A 19,557-nucleotide genomic window follows, 5' to 3' on the forward strand; every position below is an offset into this window, starting at 1 on the left:
AATCGCTACACTCGGTTTTTTCAAGCTTCCCAGCCTGCGCATTCTACCGCATCGCACCGCTAACATAGCGCCTGTTAGCCCTTGTTGCGCCGGTTTTACGTGTCCGGCGGAGGCCAACTTATTCGTATCGGGAAAATAGCCGCCAATGAACGCCACCGCCGTCAACTCCGCCGTCTCCCCGCTTGTCGCCCCGCTGGTCACAGCGTCCGCTTCCCGCTTCTATCAACGCTGGCTCGCCGCCGCGCCGGACCGCGCGGCCAAAGCCGATGCCATCGCGCAGGTGTGCCTGGCGGAGATCGATTTGGACGCGTATCTGGCGCGGGAGGCCGCCGCCGTACCGGAGGGCGCCCCGCCGCTGCCGTTGCAACGCGCCATGCGCCGGCTGCGCAATCTGCTGGTTTGCGGACTGATACGGCGGGATCTGGAGGGCCGGGCCGATCTGGCCGAGGTGGTGGAAACCATGACACGGTTCGCCGACTTCGCCATCCAGCGCCATCTGCGCGAACTGACCGTGGAAATGACCACCCTCCACGGCACCCCGACCGGGCGCGAATCCGGCCTGCCGCAGGAGTTGATTGTGCTGGCGATGGGCAAACAGGGCGGCCGCGAGCTCAACGTCTCCTCCGATATCGACCTGATCTTCGTCTATCCCGAGGATGGCGACACCGTGATCGTGGCGCCGGGTCAGCGCAGCCTGTCCAACCACGAGTATTTCATCCGCCTGGGCAAGAAGCTGATCGCCGCCATCGCGGAGATCACGGAAGATGGCTACACGTTCCGCGTCGATATGGCACTGCGACCGAACGGCGGCTCGGGACCGCTGGCCGCCAGCTTCAACATGGTGGAGCAATATTTGATCGTCCAGGGCCGCGAATGGGAACGTTACGCCTGGGTCAAGGCGCGTGCCGTGACCGGCTCGGAGGAAGATATCGCAGCGCTCGAGGGCATCGCCCGCCCGTTCGTTTTCCGCCGCTATCTGGACTTCGGCGTCATCGACGCCATCCGTAACATGCACGCGCAAATCCGCGCCGAGGTCAACCGCCAGGAGCGGCTGCACCCGGACCGCAGCAACAACGTCAAACTGGGCCGGGGCGGCATCCGCGAAATCGAGTTTCTGGCGCAAGTGTTCCAGTTGATACGCGGCGGCCGCGACGCCGCGCTGCGCGACCGGTCGACCCGCACCACCTTGCGCATCATCGCCGAGAAAGGCTTGCTAAGCCACGCTATCGTCTACCAACTGCTGGCTTCCTACACCTTCCTGCGCAATCTGGAACACCGGCTGCAATACCTGGACGACGCCCAAACCCACACCCTGCCGGCCAACGACGCCGACCAGTCGCTGGTGGCGCAGATGATGGGCCTGCCCGACGCGGCCACCTTGCTGAGTCAGCTGGAGGCCCACCGCCAGTTCGTCGCCGGGCAGTTTGACGAGATGTTCTCGGACAAGACCAGCGGCAGCGACAACGACATCAATCCGCAGTCGAGCAACGAATGCGCCGATCCAGACAACCGCGACGCCATGATCGCGCGCTTCGCCGAACTCGGCTTCGACGCTCCCGAGGTGGCGACCAAGCGCCTGATCGCCACCTGGCAGGCGCCGCGCCTGCAATCGCTGCCGGAAGCCAGTCGCAACCGGCTGCTTGCGCTCGTCAACGCGGCGCTGCCGCTGATTATCGAATGCTCGGCCGAATCGCGCGGCGGCAACCAGCTGGCCACCCTGGGCCGCCTGCTCGACTTCTTCGAAGCGGTGGCGCGCCGCTCGGCCTATCTGTCGCTGCTGACCGAATACCCGCACACGCTGGCGCGCGTGATCCGCATGGTGCATGCGAGCGGCTGGGCCGCGCAATTCCTCAGTTTGCATCCGATCTTGCTCGACGAACTGCTCGACGACCGCGTGCGCAACGCCGTGTTCGACCCGGAGGGCCTGGCGCAGGACCTCGCGCGGCAGCTGGCCGCCGCCCCCGGCGACACAGAGCGCCAGATGGACATCCTGCGCGAGATCCACCACGCCCAGCTGTTCCACCTGCTGGCGCAGGATCTGGCCAGCGACCTGACGGTCGAAAAGCTGGCCGACCACCTGTCGGCGCTGGCCGACAAGATCGTCGATGCCGCCATCAAGGCGATCTGGCAGACCATCGCCACCCGCCACCGCGACGTGCCGCAATTTGCCGTGATCGCCTATGGCAAGCTGGGCGGCAAGGAGCTCGGCTACGTCTCCGACCTCGACGTGATCTTCCTGTATGACGACACCGACCAGGACGCCCCGGCCCAGTATGCCAAGCTGGCGCAGCGTTTTATTACCTGGATGACATCGCAAACCCCGGCCGGGATGCTGTTTGACATCGACACCGCGCTGCGTCCGGACGGCGCCAGCGGCATGATGGTGTCGAGCGTGGGCTCGTTCGAGAAGTACCAGAACACGGCTGCCTGGGTCTGGGAGCACCAGGCGCTGACGCGCGCGCGCTTTTGCGCCGGCGACGCCGCCATCGGTGAACGCTTCGAGCAGATCCGCGAGGCTGTGCTGCGCAAGGCGCGTCCGGCCGACGGCCCGCTGCGGCGCGAAGTGGTGGCCATGCGCAAGCGGATGGTGGACGCCAAGCCCAACCACAGCCAATTGTTCGACCTGAAAAACGATCCGGGCGGCATGATCGATATCGAGTTCATGGTGCAGTACCTGGTGCTGCGCTACGCCTCGACCTACCCCCAACTGACGATCAATATCGGCAATATCACGCTGCTCAAGATGTTCGGCGAGCTCGATTTGATCCCGGCGGCGCTGGCCGCCAAGGTCGGCGATGCCTACCGGCAGTTACGCAAGCTGCAGCACCAGCTGCGTCTGCAGGGCCAGGACATGGCCAGGATCGACCCGGCGCTGATGGCCGACCATGTGCCCCACGTGTTAGCGCTTTGGAAATTGATCTTTGAAGAGAACGTTGCCGACTAACAACGGGACTCCGGAATAAGTGAAGTACCATGTACAGGCTGAATAATGAGAGCGCGACGTGACCCTGGCGCCCGGCAGCTGTCTCACTTAACCTGGAGAATTGACATGAAAACATTATTAAGTGCCGTCGCATTCAGCCTGCTGGCGATGTCCACCACAGCTATCGCGGCCGACAAGGGAAGCAAGGAAGAGGCGGTCGCCATGGTCAAACGCGCGGTCGCGCTGATTAAATCGGACGGCAAGGAAAAGGCCTTTGCAGCCATATCCGATCCGGCCAATACCACCTTTCACGACCGCGACTTATATGTCTATGCTTATGATTTGAACGGCGTGGCTTTGGCCCATGGGAATAATCCTAAAATGGTCGGCAAACCTCTAATTGGCCTGAAAGATAATGAAGGCAAGCCAATGATCAAGGAAATGGTTGATCTGGCTAAGACCAAGGGCAGCGGCTGGGTTGATTTTAAATGGCCGAATCCCGTGACCAAGGCGGTGGAATCGAAGTCCGGTTATGTGGAGAAAGTCGACGATATGTTCGTGGGTTCCGGCATTTACAAATAAAGCTGTTATCCGCTCTACCTTTTGTACCGCCGCCGGGATGTTTCCCGGCTTTTTTTCGCCCTTTTTTTGTTCCCATGCGCAAAATCCCGGGGTTTCATGCCAGAACCTGGCATGTAAAAGCCAAAAACAAGCGTGGGACGTCTGGGAACTCTTCGGCCACCTCTTCTGTCTATCAAACGGTGACATCCCGTTAATAAACAAAAAAGGAGTCGGATATGACTAGAGAAAGATTGCTCGCCCGCTCGGTCCGCATGATCTGCGCCAGCGGCTTGGTATTCGGCACAATAACCGCCGATGCACAGGAATCTGCTGAATCTGTGCAGAAAGTGCTGATTACCGGCTCACGTATCGCCTCACCCGCCGCCGAGTCGCCATCGCCGTTGCAAATATTAAGCTCGGCCGATATCGCGGCGTCCGGCGCAACAAATCTGCAAGAATTACTTCAGAAAAACCCGACCATGGGAACGCCCTCCGTAAGCCGCACCAATTCCAACTTCAATACATCCGGCGCTGGCGTCACCACGGTAAATCTACGAAATCTCGGCGATTCCCGTACCTTGGTATTGGTTAATGGGCGGCGTTTTGTTTCGGGCGTGCCCGGAGACACCGCGGTTGATCTGAATACTATTCCAACGGATTTTATCGAGCGGGTCGAATTATTAACCGGCGGCGCGTCCGCCACCTATGGTTCGGATGCCGTTGCCGGCGTGGTAAATATTATATTGAAGAAAAACTTTAACGGCGTGATGCTCGACTCGCTGGTGGGACGAAGCCAGGAAGGCGATGACTACAGAAAGAAATTGGGATTAACTTTCGGTATCACGAGCGCCGACGGCGCGAGCAACCTGATGGGCCATTTCGGCTATTCCAAACAAGGCGAAGTCTCTTCGCGCGATCGCCCGCGTTCCGCCGTCGACCAGTTCTCGTCGATCACCCAGGGACGCCCCGACCTCGCGTTCGTGCCGCGCCGGCCGAACTTTTCCGGCTATGCGCCGCAAGGCCATTTCTTCGGCGACGCCGAGGATTTCACCTATGATGCAAACAACAATATTATCCCGTGGAATCAAAACGGTGAGCCGGGCACCGGCGCCGGCGCCACCGGTTACAACCGTTCGGCGTACCGCCTGATCGCCGTGCCCATCGAGCGCTATCTGTTCGCCACCAACGGCAACTGGGCCTTCAATGCCGACCATGGCGCGTTTTTCGAAGGCACCTACGCCTCGACCAACGCCAGCAGCAACATCGAACCATTCGGCCTGGGCTCGGATAATGTCTACAAAATCAGCGGCCAGGTGCCCGCCGGCGCGCTGATCAACGGCGCGCTGGTCCGCAACCCGCTGGTGCCGCAGTATTTGTACGACCGCATCAGCGACACCGACGGCGATGGCGTGCCCGACTACTTCTTCACCCGCCGCTTGTCCGAATTCGGCCCGCGCCAGTCCAACGTCGACCGCGACACCTTCCGCCTGTCCACCGGCCTCAAGGGCACGTTGCGCGACTGGAACTACGAGGCCTATTTGACCTACGGCAAAACCAAGGAAGCCCAAAGCTCCACCGGGCAAGTCAACGTCATGAGCCTGCGCAACGCGCTCGATGCGGTGCCCGACGTCGACGGCACGCCGGTCTGCCGCGACGTCAATGCCCGCCAGGAGGGCTGCGTGCCGATCAACCTGTTCGGCTACAACAGCATCACCCCGGACGCGCTGCGCTACGTGACCGCGCCCGGCTCGCTGCTGACGACCATCACGCAGCGGCTGGTCGGCGCCTCCGCCACCGGCGAGGTGCCGGGATTGCCGGCGGGCCGCATCGGCATCGCCGCCGGCTTCGAATGGCGCTCGGAGGAATCGAGCGCCATTCCCGATCCGTTGACGCAGTCGGGCCTGAACGCCGGCAACGCCACGCCGCCCACCTTCGGCCAGTACACCGTGCGCGAGGTGTTTGTCGAGGGCCGCGTGCCCTTGCTGAAGGACCGCCCGTGGGTGCGCGACCTCAGCGCGCTGGCGACGTTCCGCCACGGCGACTATTCCACTGTCGGCGGCACCAACAGCTGGAACCTGGGCCTCGAATGGACGGTGATGCCGGACATCAAGCTGCGCGCGACACGGGCGCAATCGACCCGGGCGCCCAATATCAACGAGCTGTACCAGGCGCCCAGCCAGGATTTCCCCACCGGACTGGTCGATCCCTGCGAGGGCGTGTCCTCCGGCGGCACCAGCGCGCTGGCCGTCAATTGCCGCAACGCGCCGGGTGTTGCGGCCAATATGACGGCAAATGGGGGCATCTTCACGTTAAATCAGGCAGACCAGCAAGGCGTCAGCGGTTATAACCGAGGCAATCCGAACCTCGACGCCGAAACCGGCCGCTCGACCACGGTCGGCCTGGTCATCACGCCGCGTTCGATTCCGCTGCTGAGCCGGGCGGTGATCACGCTGGATTACTTCCGGATCAAGATCGCCGACGCCATCGTCTCGACCGAACGCCAGTATGCGCTGGACCAGTGTTACAACCAGAACAACGCGAACTTCTGCTCCTTCATCACGCGCCGTCCGGCCGCCGTGGGCAACCTCAGCGCCGGTTCGATCCGCTACAGCGACATCGCCGCCACCAACAGCGGCGGCTTCGGCACCGAGGGCATCGACCTGACCGCCTCCTGGACCGGCCGCGTGGGACCGGGCAATCTGAGCGCGCGCCTGGCCCACACGTGGCTGCGCAAGCTGTGGCAGCAGGCCACGCCGGATGCCGAGAAAAACCACGATGTGGCCGAGGTCACGGCCAGCAACGTCAACGCGCCGCGCAACCGCGCCTCCCTGAACCTGGCCTACAAATGGGGGCCGTACGGCGCCAACCTGAGCACCACCTACACCGGACCGGTGTCGCTCGACGACCAGTTCCTCAAGAGCCTGAGCATCGAGCCAGGCACGGTCGGCGTCGGCTCGCGCACCTACAACGATGTCCAGTTCACCTATGACGTGCGGAAATCGGTGCAGCTCTACCTGGGCATCGACAACCTGTTCAACACCAGCCCGCCACCCATCATCAGCGGCCTGCCGGGCAACCAGACCGGCACCGAAACCGACGCCTCAACGTACGACCCGATCGGCCGGCGTTTCTACGTGGGGTTGCGCGTTTCGCTGTGAATTGATTGCCAAAGTCAACCGTGTTCAACGATTTGTGGCTGCACCACAACGGTGCAGCGTAACTATCATTTTGATATTGTTGGTTTTTTGATTTTGTAAAGTGTTTGTATTTACAGTGCCAATGGCGACTGAGTACAGTGGTTGATCGAAAAAATGATGTTTCGACAATTAGACAACCACTCATAATCCCCAGGGAGTTGCAAATGATGAAAGAGAGAACACTAGCCCGGTCGGTGCGCATGATCTGCGTCACCGGCCTGGCGTTAGGCACCCTCAGCGCCCAAGCGCAGGAAGCCGCATCCGAACCGGTTCAGCGCGTGCAGATCACCGGTTCGCGCATTTCGTCGCCGAACGCCGAGTCGCCATCGCCGCTGCAAATTCTGACGGCGGCCGACATTGCCGCCTCCGGCGCCGTCAACCTGCAGGAGTTGATGCAGAAGAACCCGACCATGGGTACGCCATCGCTGAGCCGCACCAACTCCAACTTCCTGACCTCCGGCGGCGGCGTGTCCACCGTCAACCTGCGCAACCTGGGCGATTCCCGCACGCTGGTGCTGGTCAATGGCCGCCGCTTCGTTTCCGGCGTGCCGGGCGACACCGCCGTCGACTTGAACACCATTCCGATCGACTTCATTGAACGGGTCGAACTGCTGACCGGCGGCGCCTCGGCCACCTACGGTTCGGACGCCGTTGCCGGTGTCGTCAATATCATCCTCAAACGCAACTTCAACGGCCTGGTGGTCGACGGCTCGGCCGGCCGCGCGTGGGAGAAAAACGACGATCAGAAACGCAAACTGGCGCTGACCTTCGGCACCAGCAGCGCCGACGGCGCCAGCAACATCATGGGGCACTTCGGCTACACCAAACAGGGCGCCGTGATGTCGAAAGACCGTCCGCGCCTGGGCTCGGCGATCGACCAGACTTCGCTCGGCGCCAGCACCGGCAACGCCGCCGACCTGTTTACGCCGTTGTCGCCGTTCTACTCCGGCATCGCGCCGCAAGGCCGCTTCTTCCTGGCCAACGGCAATACCTTTACCTACGACCGCAACGGCAATGTCATCCCATGGTCGACCAACGGCACTTCCACACTGGCCGCCACCGGCTTCAACCGTTCCGAATACCGCACCATCGCCGTCCCGACCGAACGCTTCCTGTTCGCCACCAACGGCAACCTGGCCATCAACGACAAAACCAACGCGTTCTTCGAGGGCACGTATGCCCAGACCAAGGTTTCCACAAACATCGAGCCGTATCCGATGGCGTCGGCTGACATCTACAAGAACAACGGCGGCCAGGTGCCGGCCGAGTCGCTGATCAACGGCGTCGCGGTGCGCAACCCATTGGTGCCGCAAAACCTGTTCGAAGGCAGCGAGGACACCGACGGCGACGGCCTGCGCGACTACAACTTCAATCGCCGCCTGGCAGAATTCGGCCCGCGCCACAGCAGCGTCGACCGCAGCACGCTGCGCCTGGCCACCGGCCTCAAAGGCAGCTTCCTGAACGACTGGAATTACGACGCCTTCGTCAGCTACGGCCACACCACGGAGTCGCAAAACTCCACCGGCCAGATCAATACGTTGACGGCCCGCTCGGCGCTCGAAGCGATCCCCAACCCCGAAGGCGGCGTCATGTGCGCCGACCCGGTGGCGCGCGCGCAAGGCTGCGTGCCGCTCAACGTGTTCGGCTTCAACACCATCACCCCGGAAGCGCTGCGCTACGTCACCGCGCCGGGATCGCTGGCAACAGCCATCACGCAGAAAATCGCCGGCCTCAACGTCAGCGGCGACGTCTATACGCTGCCGGCGGGCGCGATCGGCATCGCGGCCGGCTTCGAATGGCGCAGCGAGGAATCGAGCAGCGTGGCCGACCCGCTGACCCAGGCCGGCCTGAACGCGGGTAACGCGATTCCGCCCACCTACGGAAAATACAACGTCCGCGAGGTCTTTGCGGAAACCCGCGTACCGGTGCTGAAGGATCAGCCGTTCGCCAAGGCGCTCGATTTCCGCGGATCGTTCCGCCACGGCGATTACTCGACCGTCGGCAGCACCAACAGCTGGAACGCCGGCTTCGAATGGACGCCGGTGACCGACGTCAAGTTCCGCGGCACCCGCGCCGTGTCGACCCGCGCGCCGAACATCAACGAGCTGTACTCGCCGCCGAGCCAGGACTTCCCAAGCGGCCTGGTCGACCCATGTATCGGCGTGACGGCCACCAGCAGCGACCCGGCCAGTCTCGCCTGCCGCGCCGCGCCTGGCGTGAACGCCAATATCGCGGCCAACGGCGGTGTCTTCACGCAGTCGCAATCGGACGTGCAAGGCGTCAGCGGCTACAACCGCGGCAATCCGGATCTGGGCGCCGAGAAGGGACGCTCGAGCACCGTCGGCGTGGTGATCACGCCGCGCTCGATTCCAGCGCTGAGCAAATTCACGTTCACCGCCGACTACTTCAAGATCAATATTTCCGATGCGATCGTCAGCACGCCGCGCCAGTATTCGCTGGCGCAGTGCTACGGCGGCGGCAACACGAGCTATTGCAGCTTCATCACGCGCCGCCCGACAGCCGAAGGCGCCTACAACGCCGGCTCGATCCGCTACAGCGACACGGCCGTGTCCAACAGTGGCGGCAAAGGTACCGAAGGCATCGACATGACGGTCTCCTGGGCCGACCGCGTCGGTCCGGGCCGCCTGGCGGTGCAAACCTCGTACACCTACCTGAAAACGCTGTGGGACGTTCCGCTGCCGGGCGCCGACAAGGACGAGTCGGCTGGTGAACTGGAGTCGCCGCGCAACAAGGCGGTGCTGGGTCTGGCGTACAAATGGGGGCCGGTCGGCATTAGCACCACCACCACGTACACCGGCCGCTCCAAGCTTGACGACCAGTTCCTGATCAACTTCGAAAACCCGCAGGACGCGCCGAAGATCGGTTCCTACACGACCACCGACTTCCAGGTGACCTACGATGTGAAGAAGGCGTTCCAGGTTTACTTCGGCATGGACAACGCCTTCGACCGCAAGCCCGCGCGCATCATCAGCGGCCTGCCCGGCAACAGCACCGGCACCGAAACCGACGCCTCGGTCTACGATCCGATCGGCCGCCGCTACTACCTGGGCCTGCGCGTGACGTTGTAAAGCATCGGTTCGAAGCGCGTGTCCAAACGGGCGCGCGCGCAAGCTACGGCCTCACCGGCGTAAAAAAAGCCCTCCCGGCGCGAACCGGGAGGGCTTTTTATTGGATGAAACGAATTACTTCGCGGTCATCAGCGCCACGGTGGTGTCGAGCATGCGGTTCGAGAAGCCCCACTCGTTGTCGTACCACGACGATACCTTGACCAGGCGGCCCGACACTTTGGTCAGGGTCGAGTCGAAGTTCGACGACGCCGGGTTGTGGTTGAAGTCGATCGAGACCAGCGGCTCGGTCTGGTAGGTCAGCACTTCTTTGAGCGCGCCTTCGGAGGCGGCCTTCATCAGCGCGTTGACTTCTTCGACCGTCGTGTCGCGCTTGGCGATGAACGACAGGTCGACCAGCGAAACGTTGATGGTCGGCACGCGGATCGCGAAACCGTCCAGCTTGCCGTTCAGCTCAGGCAGCACCAGGCCGACCGCGGCGGCGGCGCCGGTCTTGGTCGGGATCATGCTCATCGTGGCCGAACGGGCGCGGCGCAGGTCTTCGTGCATCACGTCCGACAGCACCTGGTCGTTGGTGTAGGCGTGAACGGTGGTCATCAGGCCGGTTTCCAGGCCGATGGCGTCGTTGAGCGGCTTGACCAGCGGGGCCAGGCAGTTGGTGGTGCACGACGCGTTCGAGATGACGGTGTCGGTCGACTTCAGCACGTGCTGGTTGACGCCGTACACGATGGTGGCGTCGACGTCCTTGCCGCCCGGTGCCGAGATGATGACTTTCTTGGCGCCGCCCTTGAGGTGGGCCGAGGCCTTCTCTTTGGTGGTGAAGAAGCCGGTGCACTCGAGCACCACGTCCACGCCCAGGTCGCCCCATGGGATTTCAGCCGGGTTGCGCTGCGCGAACACGCGGATCACGTCGCCGTTGACGATCATGTTGTCGCCGTCGACTTCCACGGTGCCAGGGAACTTGCCGTGGGCGGTGTCGTAGCGGGTCAGGTGGGCGTTCGACTTGGCATCGCCGAGGTCGTTGATCGCCACGATCTGGATGTCTTGCTTCTTGCCACCTTCGTAGAAAGCGCGCAATACATTGCGGCCGATACGGCCGTAGCCGTTGATTGCAACTTTGATCGTCATACTATGCTCCTGATTAAAAAAATAAGGTAGTCCGGTCAGCAATTATAGATTATGCAATGACCAGTTTGACTTTCGCCACGACGTTTTCCACCGTGAAGCCGAAATGCTTGAACAGCACGCCCGCCGGGGCCGACTCGCCGAAGGTATCGATGCCGACCACGGCGCCTTCCAGGCCGACATATTTGTACCAGAAATCGGTCACGCCGGCTTCGATGGCGACACGCGGCAAGCCTTTGGTCAGCACGCCGGCCTTGTAGGCGGCGTCCTGGCGGTCGAACACGTCGGTCGACGGCATCGACACCACGCGCGCGGCGATGCCCTCGGCCTTGAGCGCGGAGGCGGCGGCCACGGCCAGCTCGACTTCCGAACCGGTGGCGATCAGCGTCACTTTGGCGTCGGCCGCTTCGCTCAGCACGTAGCCGCCACGGGCGACGTCGGCGATCTGCTCCGGCGTACGCTCCTGGTACGGCAGGTTCTGGCGCGAGAAGATCAGGGTCGACGGACCGTTCTTGCGCTTGACCGCCTCGCCCCACGCCACCGCCGATTCGACGGTGTCGCAAGGACGCCAGTTGTCCAGGTTAGGAATCAGGCGCATCGACGAGATGTGCTCGACCGACTGGTGGGTCGGGCCGTCTTCGCCCAGGCCGATCGAATCGTGGGTGAACACGAAGATCGAACGCAGCTTCATCAGCGCGGCCATGCGCAGCGCGTTGCGGCTGTAGTCGGAGAACGTCAGGAACGTCGCGCCGAACGGGATGAAGCCGCCGTGCAGGGTGATGCCGTTCATGATGGCGCTCATGCCGAATTCGCGCACGCCGTAGTTGATGTGGTTGCCCGGCTTGCCCGAACGGACCGGGATCGATTCCTTCCAGTTGGTCAGGTTCGAGCTGGTCAGGTCGGCCGAGCCGCCCAGGAATTCCGGCAGCACCGGCGCCAGCGCCTGGATGGCGTTCTGGCTGGCCTTGCGGGTGGCGATGTTTTCTTTCTTCTCGACGCACGAGGCGATGGCGGCGGCCAGCGCGCCGTCGAAGGCGGCCGGCAGGTCGCCGTTCATGCGGCGGGTCAGTTCGGCCGCTTCGGCCGGGAACTTGGTGGTGTACTCGGCGAACACGGCGGCCCAGTCGGCTTCAGCCTTGGCGCCCGACGATTTCGCGTCCCACGCGGTGTACAGCTCGGCCGGGATCTCGAACGGCACCGAGGTCCAGACCAGGTGTTCGCGCACGGCGGCGATTTCCTTGTCGCCCAGCGCGGCGCCGTGGACCTTGTCGCCGCCCTGCAGATTAGGCGCACCTTTGCCGATGATGGTTTTGCAGCAGATCAGGGTCGGCTTGTCCGAGGTCTTGGCGGCGGCGATCGCGGCCGACACGGCGGCGACGTCATGGCCGTCGACGGCGCGGATCACGTTCCAGCCGTAGGCTTCGAAACGGGCCGGGGTGTCGTCGGTGAACCAGCCTTCGACCTTGCCGTCGATGGAGATGCCGTTGTCGTCGTACAGCGCGATCAGCTTGTTCAGGCCCAAGGTGCCGGCCAGCGCGCACACCTCGTGCGAGATGCCTTCCATCAGGCAACCATCGCCCAGGAAGGCGTAGGTGTAATGGTTGACGACTTCGTAGCCCGGCTTGTTGAATTCACTGGCCAGCAGATACTCGGACAGCGCCATGCCGACCGCGTTGGCCAGACCCTGGCCCAGCGGGCCGGTGGTCGTTTCCACACCCGGCGTGACGTCCACTTCCGGGTGGCCCGGGGTTTTCGAATGCATCTGGCGGAACGATTTGATGTCGTCCATCGTCACCGCATAGCCGGTCAGGTGCAGCAGCGCGTAGTGCAGCATCGAACCGTGGCCGTTCGACAGCAGGAAGCGGTCGCGGTTCGCCCACTTCGGATTGGCCGGGTTATGGCTGTAATGGCCACTCCACAGCGCAACGGCGATCTCGGCCATGCCCATCGGCATGCCTGGGTGGCCGGAATTGGCCTTCTGGACGGCGTCCATTGCCAGCGCGCGGATCGCGTTAGCCATTTGGGTGTGCGGGAGCGTAGTGTTCATGGTGTAAGTAAGTGCGGGAGGTTTGGAATCCTGGAGCTGCCAACTGCCGTGCTGCTGAACGCAGTATTCTACCAGAGCGCACCCTTGCGGCCCACAATTGGCGGATTTGCAACGCCCAAACGGCAAATGCCGCCCGGTCGGAAACCGGGCGGCATGATCAGGCCAACAAGCAGTGGGTTAGAACTTGTAGCTGTACTCGGCGGTCAGCTTGACCGAGCGCGGCGCGGTGTAGCTGATCACGTTGCCATACAGCGCGTTCTGGCCCAGGCCGGTGTTGTACGACTCGGTCTGGTTCTGCGCGATCTTGCGGTCGAACACGTTGAAGACGTCGGCGCGCAGCACCAGCCCCTTCAGGAACGTCGGCGTGTAGGCCACGTTCAGGTCCAGGCGCGTGTCCCATGGCATGCGGCCACGGCTGCCGCGCGGCGCCGGCTGGCCGTTGCAGAAGAAGAACTCCGAACCGTAGCCGGTGGCGTCGTTGCCGGCGTCATAGTAGGACTGCGGCAAGTTGCCGATGCAATTCTTCGGCCGGCCGGAGGCCACCAGCAGGTTGCCGCCGACGTTGAACTGGTCGTTGAACTGATAGAAGCCGTACGCCTTGATCTGGTGCTTGCGGTCGTTCGGCAACAGGCCGTTGGAGTTCAGCGACAGCTCCGGATAGTCGAACACCGCGGTCGTCGAGACGTCCGCCTGGCCGGAATCGGAACGGGTCTGGCCTTCGGTGTTGCCCTTGTTGCGCGACAAGGTGTAGTTGATCTTGCCGTACCAGCCGTTGCGCAGCGGGTGTTCGGCAAACAGGTCCAGCGCCTGGTAGCTGCGCTTGACTTCCGGATAACCCAGCTCGGCCGCCGTCAGGTGCACCGGCGTCAGCTTCGAACCGTCGCCGGCATAGTCGACCAGGAAGTCGTTGTCCTTGCCCGGATTGAACAGCGCGCAATTGAACACGAAGTTGTTCTCGATGCCATGGTCGGTGGCGTACTTGTTGAACGGACGCTGGTCGCAGAAGTCGTCGATGGTCGATTTGAGCTTGCGGTAGGTGACCTTGGCGCCGAAGTTCAGGCTCGGCGAATAGGCGCGCTCGAAGCCCAGGATCAGCTCGTCCTGGTACAGCGAGTCCATGTTCTGGGCGGCCACGCCGCGCGGATCCTTGGACTGGCCGAACTCGTTGTTGGCCGAGTACAGCGCGCCCAGCGGCCGCAGGCCGGTCGGCGCGCCGGTGGCCGGGTCGATGCCGGTATAGGTGAAGTACTCGGACGTGTTGAGCGAGGCGCCGGCCGCGCGCACGGCGACGTTGGTCGGCATTTGCAGGTGGTAGCGGCCGGCGTTGGCGAACACCTTGAGCGACGAATCGCCGAACGCGTCCCAGGTGGCGCCGAAGCGAGGCGCCAGTTGGTGGCGCATCGACACATATGGCTGGCCGTCGCCGTTGTAGTTGGTGAACTGCTCGTTGCGCAGGCCGGCCTTGATGATGATCTTGGACGTCGCCTGCCAGGTGTCCTCGATGTATTGCGCGTCCTGGTCGACCGACGGCGTCGACACGCCCGACGACAGCACCCGGCTCACATAGTAGCCCTGGCTGCCGAAGCCGCCGTTGGTGGCCGGCGCCGGGATGGCCGAGTTGATCGGCGAGTTCGGGTTGGTGGCGAAGCCGTACACCCAGGTGCCGCCGCCGGCGCGGCTGTTGCCGGCCTTCGAGCTGATCTTGTTCTGGTCGGCGCCGACGCGGATCGTGTGATCGCCCACCTTGTATTGCAGGTTCAGGTTCATCACCTTCTGCTCGTCGAAGGCGCCCGGCGCCAGGATGTTGCCGGTGGTCGTTTGCGGGCTGTTGTAGCTAAAGCCCGGAATGCGCGCGATGGCCGGCGCCGTCACCTGGAACAAGGTCGGGTTGTAGCCGACCGGATCGTACACGTGCTCGGTGCGGCTCTTGCCGACCATGGCCGTCAGGGTCACGTCGTCGGACAGGTTGCCGGTGTAGTTGAGGATCTTGATTTCGGCGCCGACCCGCGCGGCCACCGGCGTCGGGCCGTAGCTCTCGTAGTGCGCGCCGCCGGTCTGCGTGGACCCGTGCGTCTGGTTGGCGTAGTCGAAGGTGTAGTACCTGCGGTCCGACTTCGGATCGTCGTTGATGTAGGTGCCTTCGAGGCGGTGGTTGTCGTTGATGTTCCAGTCGATCTTGACCAGGCCTCGGTTGATGGTGTCGCGGCGCTCTTCCCAGCCGGTGTTGAGCGCGGTGCTGTCGGCGTTGGCGCGGCTGTTGTCGATATCGGTCTTGGTGCGCTCGATGTTGGCGTACAAGAACAGCGTGTCCTTGATGATCGGGCCGCTGACGTAGACGTTGGCGATGGTGTTGTCGCGGGTGTTGTCCTGGTTGTAGCGGTACAGCTTGCCGTCGGTCGGCAGACCGTTGTTGCCGTAGTAAATATTCTTCTCGGTCGACCGCAGCGAGTTCGGCTCGATGCTGTAGCTGCCGCCCGCCTCCCAGCGGTTGGTGCCGCTCTTGGTCGAAATGTTGATCACACCGCCGGTCGAGCGGCCGAATTCGGCGCCGAAGCCGCCGGTCAGGATTTGCGCGCCGCCAATGGCGCCGAACGGCAGCTCGGAGGTGCCGACCTGGAACAGCACGTTGGTGACCGGGAAACCGTTGATGTAGAAAGCGTTTTCCGACGCCGCCGAACCGCCGAAGCTCGGCGCGTTGCCGTCGCCGTAGCGCGAGTCGCCGCGCGTGGTGTTGGGCGCCAGCTGGATGATCGACGCCACCGACGGCGTGATCGGCAGCTTGGCCAGCTCGCTGGCGGTGAAGTTGACGCCGCTGTTGGTGTTGGAAATATCGATGCGGCTGCGGCGGCCGGTCACCTGCACCGACTGTACGGCGCCGGTGAACGAGGCGTTGACGCCCTGGCCGATGGTCACCTCGACGTCGTTGCTGTTGACCACCTTGCCGTCGCGCACCAGCTGCACCGTGTAGCGGCCCACCGGCAGCGCCGTGAACTGGTAGCGGCCGCCCGCTTCCGGTTGCGCCGTGCGCTTCAAGCCGGTTTCCTTGTTCTCGGCCACGATGGATGCGCCGGACGGCGATTCGACCTGGCCGAAAATATTACCCGAGGCATTCGACTGCGCCATCGCCGGCTGCACCACCGCCACGGTCAACGCCGCCGTGCCGAAGGCGAGCGACAGCGCATTCACTAAGACTGTTTTCCTGAACATGTATTTTCCCGATTAGAAGATTTGCCTTATGGGCGTGATTGCCCGTTCTCTCTCTGATGGAGATGTGTGTACCAATAATCACAGGCGCTGGATTTTCATTGCCTGCCGGACTGATAACACCATGGTCGGAAATACACTGTCAACAAGGACACTTTTGTAATGCAATAAAACAACGAGCTGAGCAAAAAATAGTCAGATTCGATACGAATCGCTATATCGTCGGAAAATATTGCTTTACGATAGAGCCACATATTCCCTTTGCGTTAAGCGCCGGTTACATTTTTTATATAGCAAAACTAGCGAATAACCATATAGAATTTTCTCATAAGGATTTTTCCAGAATTAGTGCGATAACGCGTAATTTTCCCGGTCGAGCAAATCCTATCTTGGTGCAATTTTTCGTGTTCGACATGGTTGTTGCACAAACAAGGCGCTCGGCTGCACCAAAAACAGACCGGCTTTGTAACTTCCAGTTATAACCAGAAGTAAGTCACCGGGAGCGCAGCCCAGCGATTAAAATTGTCGCTCCCTACCGACCGGATTTCCGCATGCCCCGCTTCCACATTTCCCAGCCGCTGGCCGTCGGCCAGCTGCTCACATTGCCCGATACCGTGGCCCATCACATCCAGGTGCTGCGGCTGGCCCAGGGCGAGTTGATCACGCTGTTCAACGGCGACGGCGGCGAATACAGCGCGACCCTGACCCAGATCGAGCGCCGCAGCGCCACCGTCGAGATCAAGGCCCACCATGCGCGCGACGTCGAGTTGCCTTTCGCGATCACGCTGGCGCAAGCGCTGCCGGAGGGGACCAAGATGGACTGGATTATCGAGAAGGCCATCGAGCTCGGCGTGTCGGGCTTCCAGCCGCTGGCGGCGCAGCGCTGCGTGGTGCGGCTGTCGGCCGAGCGCGCGGAGAAAAAGATGGGCCACTGGCGCGGCATCATCGAATCGGCGGCCGAGCAGAGCGGCCGCAATCGCCTGGCGCAGCTGGCGCCGCTACAGGACTACAAGCAATGGATCACCCAGCAGGACATGCACCGCCGCATCATCCTGACGCCGCGCGCGCAGCAATCGCTGCCGGACTGGGCGCGCCACCAGGGGCCGCAGGCGGTCACGCTGGTGATCGGCCCCGAGGGCGGCCTGAGCGAACAGGAGGAGGATCTGGCGCTGCGCCACGGCGCCCTGCCGCTGTCGATGGGTCCGCGCATCCTGCGCACCGAGACGGCGGCGCTGGCGGCCGTGAGCGCGCTCAGCGCGATCTGGGGCGGCATGTAAGGGGCCATCCCTACCTTTGGGTTAGTATTTACCAAACGTCCCCGTTCGACTACTCTATGGCTTCCAACTAACTTTCAATGAAGAGACCACATGAGCAAAATCGTCATTGTCTATCACTCCGGTTATGGACATACCAAACGTGTCGCCGAGTACGTCAGTGAGGGAGCCGGTGGGGAATTGCTGGCGCTCGATGCCGAAGGCAACCTGCCCGACGGCGCCTGGGAAAAACTGGACGCGGCCGACGCCATCATCTTCGGCACGCCGACCTATATGGGCGGCCCGAGCTGGCAGTTCAAGAAATTCGCCGACGCCAGCTCCAAGGTCTGGTTCGGCAGCGGCTGGAAAGACAAGGTCTTCGGCGGTTTCACCAACAGCGCCAGCTTCAGCGGCGACAAGCAAAACACCTTGGTCTACCTGAACACGCTGGCCTCGCAGCACGGCGGCATCTGGGTCAGCCTGGGCATGCTGCCGGCCAACACCAAGGCCGCCCAGCGCACCGACCTCAACAACATCGGCGGCTCGCTCGGCGCGATGGCGCAGTCGCCGTCGGACGCCAGCGTCGATGAAATCCCGCAAGGCGATCTCGACACCGCCAAGGCCTACGGTGCGCGCGTGGCGGCGATTGCCGCGCGGCTGAAGTAAGCCCGCCCGCCGCCGGCGGCAACCCGACAACCCGCATGCGCCGCCCGGCCATGCGGGTTTTTTTGCGTTTTCTTTGTCTTGGCGACACCACCGGCGGGCTATAATTTTCCGTCTGGCATCCGCCAGCGTCCATCGACAACAGAAAAGACATCACCCATGGCCGAACCCGAAATCGCGATCCTGGAGGCCGCCGCCATCCAGGCCACCCAAGCCGGCAAGGATGAGGACGCGGCGCGCTTGTGGGCGCGCCTGCTGGAGCTGGCGCCGGCGCATCCGCTGGCCTTGTCGTCGCTCGGCAAGCGTGCCTTCCGCCACGGCGACCACGCCACCGCCCGCCTCGCCTTCGAGCGGCTGGTGCGCGCCGACCAGGACGATCCGCAAAGCTGGATCAATCTGGCGCTGGCATGCCAGGCGCAAAAGGACGAGGCGGCCGAGGAAACAGCGATCCACAACGCGCTGGTGGCCGATCCGTCGCACATGGTGGCGCTGCTGCTGCGCGCCCAGTTGCTCGAGCGTCAGGGAAGGACCCACCAGTCGGCCTCGGTGTACGGCGCGGTGGCGCAGGTGGCGCCGCCGCTGGCGCAACTCGAACCGGGCATGCGCACGGCCGTCGAGCACGCCTTCAAATACTTCGGCGATTACCAGGCCGGCTTCGGCCGTTTCCTCGACAACTTCCTCGAACAGCAATACCAGAGCCACGCAGGCGAGGACCTGGGCCGGTTCCGCGAGTCGATCGATATCATGGTCGGGCGCAAGCGCCGCTACGACTCGCAGTCGATGATGTACCACTACCCCGGACTGCTGCCGCAACCCTTCCTGCCACGCGGCGACTTTCCATGGCTCGACGCGATCGAGGCCGGCACCGACGCCATCCGCGACGAATTCCTGCAGGTGCTGGCGGCCGAGCAGGACTTCGTACCCTACCTGACCTACGCCGACGACGTGCCGCACAACCAGTTCGCCGAGCTCAACAACTCGCCGCGCTGGAGCGCCTATCACTTGCTGCAGGACGGCGCGCCGGTGCCTGGCCACGTCGACAAATGTCCACGCACGATGGCGCTGCTGGCCGGCGCGCCACAGCCGGACCAGCCCGGCCGCACGCCCAGCGCCATGTTCTCGCTGCTCAAACCAAAGACGCGCATTCCGGCCCACGTCGGCGTCAGCAACGCGCGCCTGGTGACGCACCTGCCCCTGATCGTTCCGCCGGGCTGCGGTTTCCGCGTCGCCAACGAAACGCGCCAGTGGGTACCGGGCCAGGCGTGGGTGTTCGACGACACCATCGAGCACGAGGCGTGGAACGACAGCGAGCAGCTGCGCGTGGTGCTGATCTTCGACATCTGGCATCCGCACCTGTCGCCGGCCGAGCGTGGGCTGATCACCGCGCTCACGCGCGGCATCAACGATTTCCGCCAGCAGCAAGGCGGCTTCGGCCTCTGAACGGACCGGGACGAAAAAAAGGGCGGACCCGAGGGTCCGCCCTTTTGCGTTACATGGC

Annotated in this window: 10 protein-coding genes; 7 read left to right on the forward strand and 3 right to left on the reverse strand. The window is 63.1% G+C overall.

The annotated features are described in order from the left end of the window. Nucleotides 1–145: 145 nt before the first annotated feature. The 4 genes from glnE (at nucleotide 146) to ACZ0BA_RS16640 (ending at nucleotide 9,770) form a co-directional block, all read left to right on the forward strand. Nucleotides 146–2,944, forward strand: coding sequence for a bifunctional [glutamate--ammonia ligase]-adenylyl-L-tyrosine phosphorylase/[glutamate--ammonia-ligase] adenylyltransferase (glnE, locus tag ACZ0BA_RS16625; protein WP_463452322.1), 2,799 nt, complete (start codon nucleotides 146–148; stop codon nucleotides 2,942–2,944). 105 nt (nucleotides 2,945–3,049) lie between these two features. Further along, on the forward strand, nucleotides 3,050–3,505 hold the full coding sequence (locus ACZ0BA_RS16630) for a cache domain-containing protein (RefSeq protein WP_463452323.1): 456 nt from the start codon (nucleotides 3,050–3,052) through the stop codon (nucleotides 3,503–3,505). Between the two features lie 251 nt (nucleotides 3,506–3,756). Next, nucleotides 3,757–6,642: a TonB-dependent receptor domain-containing protein gene (locus ACZ0BA_RS16635; RefSeq protein WP_463454772.1), complete on the forward strand. Its 2,886-nt coding sequence runs from the start codon at nucleotides 3,757–3,759 to the stop codon at nucleotides 6,640–6,642. Between the two features lie 203 nt (nucleotides 6,643–6,845). Then, nucleotides 6,846–9,770 carry a TonB-dependent receptor plug domain-containing protein gene (locus ACZ0BA_RS16640; protein WP_463452324.1) on the forward strand — a complete coding sequence of 975 codons (2,925 nt, stop codon included), beginning with the start codon at nucleotides 6,846–6,848 and terminating at the stop codon, nucleotides 9,768–9,770. A gap of 114 nt (nucleotides 9,771–9,884) precedes the next feature. Here ACZ0BA_RS16640 and gap read toward each other — a convergent pair whose 3' ends face one another. From gap to ACZ0BA_RS16655, 3 genes are all read right to left on the reverse strand, one after another. After that, nucleotides 9,885–10,895: a type I glyceraldehyde-3-phosphate dehydrogenase gene (gene gap / locus ACZ0BA_RS16645; RefSeq protein WP_463452325.1), complete on the reverse strand. Its 1,011-nt coding sequence runs from the start codon at nucleotides 10,893–10,895 to the stop codon at nucleotides 9,885–9,887. Nucleotides 10,896–10,944: 49 nt separating this feature from the next. Beyond that, the gene (gene tkt, locus ACZ0BA_RS16650) at nucleotides 10,945–12,912 is read right to left on the reverse strand and encodes a transketolase (RefSeq protein WP_463452326.1); all 1,968 of its coding nucleotides are present in this window, start codon (nucleotides 12,910–12,912) and stop codon (nucleotides 10,945–10,947) included. 204 nt (nucleotides 12,913–13,116) lie between these two features. Further along, nucleotides 13,117–16,146, reverse strand: coding sequence for a TonB-dependent receptor (locus tag ACZ0BA_RS16655; RefSeq protein WP_463452328.1), 3,030 nt, complete (start codon nucleotides 16,144–16,146; stop codon nucleotides 13,117–13,119). Nucleotides 16,147–16,694: 548 nt separating this feature from the next. Here ACZ0BA_RS16655 and ACZ0BA_RS16660 point away from each other — a divergent pair. From ACZ0BA_RS16660 to ACZ0BA_RS16670, 3 genes are all read left to right on the forward strand, one after another. Further along, nucleotides 16,695–17,420, forward strand: a complete 726-nt coding sequence (locus ACZ0BA_RS16660; protein WP_463452329.1) for a 16S rRNA (uracil(1498)-N(3))-methyltransferase — start codon at nucleotides 16,695–16,697, stop codon at nucleotides 17,418–17,420. Between the two features lie 90 nt (nucleotides 17,421–17,510). Then, nucleotides 17,511–18,062, forward strand: a complete 552-nt coding sequence (locus tag ACZ0BA_RS16665; RefSeq protein ID WP_463452330.1) for a flavodoxin family protein — start codon at nucleotides 17,511–17,513, stop codon at nucleotides 18,060–18,062. A 156-nt stretch (nucleotides 18,063–18,218) separates the two neighbouring features. Continuing rightward, nucleotides 18,219–19,499, forward strand: a complete 1,281-nt coding sequence (locus tag ACZ0BA_RS16670; RefSeq protein WP_463452331.1) for an aspartyl/asparaginyl beta-hydroxylase domain-containing protein — start codon at nucleotides 18,219–18,221, stop codon at nucleotides 19,497–19,499. Nucleotides 19,500–19,557: the final 58 nt, after the last annotated feature.

This window comes from Duganella sp. AC917, from assembly GCF_979258245.1.